Origin of the sequence: Cyanobacterium sp. T60_A2020_053, from assembly GCA_015272165.1 — a bacterium.
Classification (GTDB): Bacteria; Cyanobacteriota; Cyanobacteriia; order Cyanobacteriales; family Cyanobacteriaceae; genus Cyanobacterium.
In genome coordinates this window covers 1-1,848 of sequence record JACYMF010000104.1, presented here as the reverse complement: position 1 = coordinate 1,848, position 1,848 = coordinate 1, and the positions used below count along the sequence as shown (strand labels likewise).

Sequence of the window (1,848 nt, the reverse complement as noted above, 5' to 3'; positions counted from 1 at the left end):
AAGTTTATGAGAGATTGTCACTTATTTTAAAAAGGTCATCGCCTTTAATATTACAGTTGTTTCAACCTATCAGAAAATTGCACATCATCCCGCAATGATGCAAAGCCAATAATTGTTGATCACAGATTAAAAAGGGAAATATCCGATTAAGACTGAAAAACTTGAATCAAGTGCCAAACATCTGAGTATAAATTAGGATTATCCACATCAAACCAGTGAATTTCAGGATAAGCACGAAACCAAGTCTCTTGACGTTTGGCAAACTGTCGAGTGTGAATAATAATTAATTCTTCTGCTTCTGGTAAGGATAATTTTCTGCCTAAATATGCTTTGGTTTCTGCATAACCCAAAGTATTGAGTAAGGGTAAATCAGCACCATATTTCTCAATTAAATATTGTACTTCGTCAATTAATCCCTGTTGAAACATTTGTTTCGTGCGGATTTCGATCCTCTCATGCAAGTGGTGACGGGCGCCCGTCAACCCAATCTGTAAAATAGGGTAATGAGGGGGAGATTCTCCCTGTTGCTCAGAAATGGGTTTTCCTGTGACATAATACACCTCCAGCGCCCGAATAGTTCTAGTTTCATCATTAGGATGAATTTTAGTAACCGCCATAGGATCAACTGCACTTAAAAAACCATATCTTTCTTTTTGACTATAAGTTAATAAAGATTGCCTTAACTCCGGTTGAGGTGATACCCTAGGGATTTTTAACCCTTTGGTGATAGATTTAATATATAACCCCGTGCCACCCACCAATAAAACGGGAGTGTCACCGTCAGGATTAATCAGCGCCCTCCCCCGTGTTTGATAATCAGCCAGAGTGAGAATTTCCGTCGGGTTACAAATATCGATAAGATAATGAGGAACTAACTGCTGTTCAGCAAGAGAAGGTTTAGCCGTACCGATGTTAAAATCTTGATATACTTGTCGAGAATCAGCACTGATAATGATAGTATTTAATTTTTGAGCAATTTCCAAAGCGAGGGCAGATTTTCCCGAAGCCGTTGCACCACAAATGACAATTAACGGTAAATTTTTCATCCCAGATTGCTAGATACTTTGGTCATTTCCAATAAACTTAGATAAAAAACTTGAAAACTATTAGACTTATTAACAAGAGGATTAAGATAAGGGGAGATAGCCTTTGCTGCCTTAAATTTTTCCAATCCGCCTTGATGATAACCAGCTTGTTTTAAAACTCGTTCTAAGGCTTCCCAAGTACCTCCTTCCATTTTATCAGGTTCTCGAAAAGATTTTTTCTGATTCAAGTAGCGAGAAATTTTGGGATAGGCTTGACAGATAGCATTTATATCTCCAAAAAACCATGATTCTAACTCCTCAATAACGATTCTATTTAATACTTGAAAATCTTGATCTATTTTTCGATTAGTCTTAGTAAAAAATCCAGCTTCCATAGCAATATCTTCTAATTGTTGTTTAAGAATTTTACAATCTTGTCTATCTTCATCAATTAAAACAACTATTTTCCAATCATTAGGAAGCCAAGGCTTATATCCTCTCAGTCGATCAGGTAATTTTCTGAGTAGTTCCTGTTTCCCTCGAAAATCATGTATCTTAAAAGTAATAAAATTCGCTAATATTTTCGGTAAAATATATTCTAAAGTAACAGCTAATGATGCTTCTTCTACTAAAAATTCTAAATGCACTTTCTTAATATTAAATCATTTAGATAAATGTTATCGGGTTGACACTCCCACCACTAAACCCTACGGGTTATAGTGGGGGATTCTTGGTTCACCGACTCGCCGTTAGACGACAGCCCATAGGCAATCGCCCAAGAGGGCAAATCTCCCCAAGCGTATGTTCCCGTATGCCCTACGGT

3 protein-coding genes are annotated in these 1,848 nt (G+C 37.0%); all 3 read right to left on the bottom strand.

All coding sequences use genetic code 11. The annotated features are described in order from the left end of the window. Positions 1–146 precede the first annotated feature (146 nt). A complete protein-coding gene (gene miaA / locus IGQ45_13660; GenBank protein MBF2058222.1) occupies positions 147–1,046 on the bottom strand; it encodes a tRNA (adenosine(37)-N6)-dimethylallyltransferase MiaA in 900 nt (299 codons plus the stop codon). Beyond that, the gene (locus IGQ45_13655) at positions 1,043–1,672 is read right to left on the bottom strand and encodes a DUF4276 family protein (GenBank protein MBF2058221.1); all 630 of its coding nucleotides are present in this window, start codon (positions 1,670–1,672) and stop codon (positions 1,043–1,045) included. Before IGQ45_13655 ends, miaA begins: the two co-directional genes overlap by 4 nt. A 53-nt stretch (positions 1,673–1,725) precedes the next feature. Next, the coding region (locus IGQ45_13650) for a transposase (protein ID MBF2058220.1) at positions 1,726–1,848 on the bottom strand (123 nt) is incomplete at its 5' end.